This is a genomic window from Pseudomonas edaphica (genome assembly GCF_005863185.1).
Taxonomy (GTDB): Bacteria; Pseudomonadota; Gammaproteobacteria; order Pseudomonadales; family Pseudomonadaceae; genus Aquipseudomonas; species Aquipseudomonas edaphica.
Genome location: NZ_VBVZ01000739.1, coordinates 1 through 2,778, shown reverse-complemented (window position 1 = coordinate 2,778; position 2,778 = coordinate 1). Strand labels below are relative to the sequence as shown.

General features: G+C 62.1%; 1 protein-coding gene and 1 pseudogene. Both read right to left on the bottom strand.

Annotation, left to right across the window (positions count from 1 at the left end):
* Positions 1 to 185: pseudogene (locus FEM54_RS29785) on the bottom strand (hypothetical protein); the annotation flags it as partial.
* Between the two features lie 327 nt (positions 186 to 512).
* Positions 513 to 2,778: FdhF/YdeP family oxidoreductase (locus FEM54_RS29780; RefSeq protein WP_138453984.1), on the bottom strand; the 2,266-nt coding region annotated here is incomplete at its 5' end.

Here is a 2,778-nt window from a genome sequence, read left to right as displayed (position 1 = left end):
CTGCCGCCTGCGCCACCCAAGGCTGCGCCGATGGTGGAACCTGTGTTGCCGCCCAACTGCTGGCCGACAACCGAACCTAGAACCCCGCCCAATGCGCCGCCCACACCGGCTTCGGTGGTGCCACCGGCCATGGCTGCGCCACTGACCAGGCCAAGGGACAACAAGAGAATCGAGGAGAACTTCATAGAGAGACCTCAAGAGGATGACGGCGCGATCCTGAGGTTGTATCGAGGCGCTGACAATCGAAAACCGACCGGCGGTAGAGGTTGTATACAATTCGCTAAGTTGCTGTTTTGTATAGGGAACTTAAGTCGATTTTGTGAGTCTTTAGCTACTTCGGAAGGGCCGCTTTTATGCAAAAGCGGCCTTTTTTTGTGCCTGAGTAAAACTGCCGGCATTGTTCTCTTGTGGCGAGGGAGCAAGCTCGCGCTGGGTTGCGCAGCGACCCCAACATTATTACGGTCGCTACGCACCCGAGCGGGAGCAAGCTCCTTCGCCACGATGGGCTCTGCTTAGGCTGAACGGGCCATGATCAAGCCACTGTCGCTCGCCGCTTCCAGGCAAATCGCGACGAACTTCGACGTCGGCGTATGGCTGCCATCCCCGGTGCTTTCCAGCGGCACCAGCGGGTTCACTTCCGGGTAGTACGCCGCCGCCTGGCCCGCCGGAATATCAAACGCCAGCAAGGTAAAGCCCTTCACGCGGCGCTCGCGGCCATCTTCCCACAGCGACACAATGTCAGCCTTCTGACCCGGCTTGAAGCCCAGGCGGATGATGTCGGCTTCGTTGACGAACAGCACGTCACGCTGGCCTTTGACCCCACGGTAGCGGTCGTCCAGGCCATAAATGGTGGTGTTGTACTGATCGTGGGAACGCATCGATTGCATGATCAGGTCCGGCACCCGCCCTGTGGCGTGGGTGCGTTCGTGGATCAGGTCTTTGGGCAGCACGTTCGGGCGGAAATTGGCGCGGCCCGACGGCGTGTTCCAGCGGCGTGCACCGGCGGAGTTGCCCAGGTAGAAACCGCCTGGGTGTTTGATGCGTTCGTTGAAGTCCTTGAAGCCTGGGATGGTATCGGCGATCAAGTCGCGGATGCGCCCGTAGTCGGCCACCAGCCAGTTCCAGTCCACCGGCTTGCTGCCCAACGTGGCGGCGGCAATCCCGGCCAGAATCGCCGGCTCGGACTTCATCAGCTTCGACAGCGGCTGCAACTGGCCATTGGAGCCGTGCACCATGCTGAACGAGTCTTCCACTGTCACCGCTTGCGGGCCGTCGGCCTGGATATCGATGTCGGTACGGCCCAGGCACGGCAGGATCAGCGCGTCTTTGCCGTGCATCAGGTGGCTGCGGTTGAGTTTGGTGCTGATCTGCACTGTCAGGTCGCAACTGCGCAGGGCTTCAAAGGTGCGCGGGCTGTCTGGCGTGGCTTGGGCGAAGTTGCCGCCCAGGCCGATAAACACCTTGGAGCGGCCTTCGAGCATGGCGTGGATCGCTTCGACCACGTTGTGGCCATTGGTACGCGGCACCTGGAACTGGAAGCGGCGCTCCAGCGAATCCAAAAACGCCACCGGCGGGCGTTCGTTGATGCCCATGGTGCGGTCGCCCTGCACGTTACTGTGGCCGCGCACCGGGCTCAGCCCAGCGCCTGGGCGGCCGATGTTGCCGCGCAGCAGCATCAGGTTGGCGATTTCCTGGATGGTCGGCACCGAATGGCGATGCTGGGTAATGCCCATCGCCCAGCACATGATCACGTTTTTGCCTTTGGCGTACATGCGCGCCGCTTGCTCGATCTCGACCAGGGTGAGGCCGGACTGCGCGACGATTTCATCCCATGGGGTGTCGTCGATCTGGCCCAGGTACTCCAGCACGTTGACGCTGTGTTCATTGAGGAAGTCGTGGTCGAACACCGCCTCTTTGCCTTCGGCCTGGGCCTGGCGTTCCCACAGCAGCAGGAACTTGGCCATGCCGCGCAGGATGGCCATGTCGCCACCCAGTGCCGGGCGGAAGTACGCGGTGTTGGTCGGTTTGTCGCCGTTGGTGAGCATTTCCAGCGGGTGTTGTGGGTGCTGGAAGCGTTCCAGGCCACGCTCTTTGAGCGGGTTGATGCACACCACCTGGGCGCCACGTTTTACCGCTTCGCGCAGCGGCTCAAGCATGCGCGGGTGGTTGGTGCCGGGGTTCTGGCCCCAGACGAAAATCGCATCGGCATGTTCGAAGTCATCAAAGGTCACGGTGCCTTTGCCTACGCCCACGCTTTGCGCCAGGGCGACGCCGCTGGCTTCGTGGCACATGTTCGAGCAGTCCGGGAAATTGTTGGTGCCGTAGGCGCGCACAAACAGCTGGTACAGGTACGCTGCTTCGTTGCTGGCCCGGCCCGAGGTGTAGAACTCGGCCATGTCCGGGCTTGGCAGGGCGTTGAGGTGCTTGCCGATCAGGTCAAAGGCGGCGTCCCAGCTGATGGCTTTATAGCGATCTGTCTCGGCGTCGTAGCGCATCGGCTCGGTCAGGCGGCCCTGGTATTCCAGCCAGTAGTCACTCTGCTCCAGCAGTGCAGTCACGCTGTGCTTGGCGAAGAAGGCCGCGTCCACACGGCGCTTGGTGGCTTCCCAGTTGACCGCCTTGGCGCCGTTCTCGCAGAACTTGACCATGCCGCTTTCCGGCGAGTCGCCCCAGGCGCAGCCAGGGCAGTCGAAACCGCCGTTCTGGTTGGTCTTGAGCATCATGCGCAGGTTTTTCATGGCGTTGTCGCTGGTCAGCCAGGCCTGCGCAACGCTGATC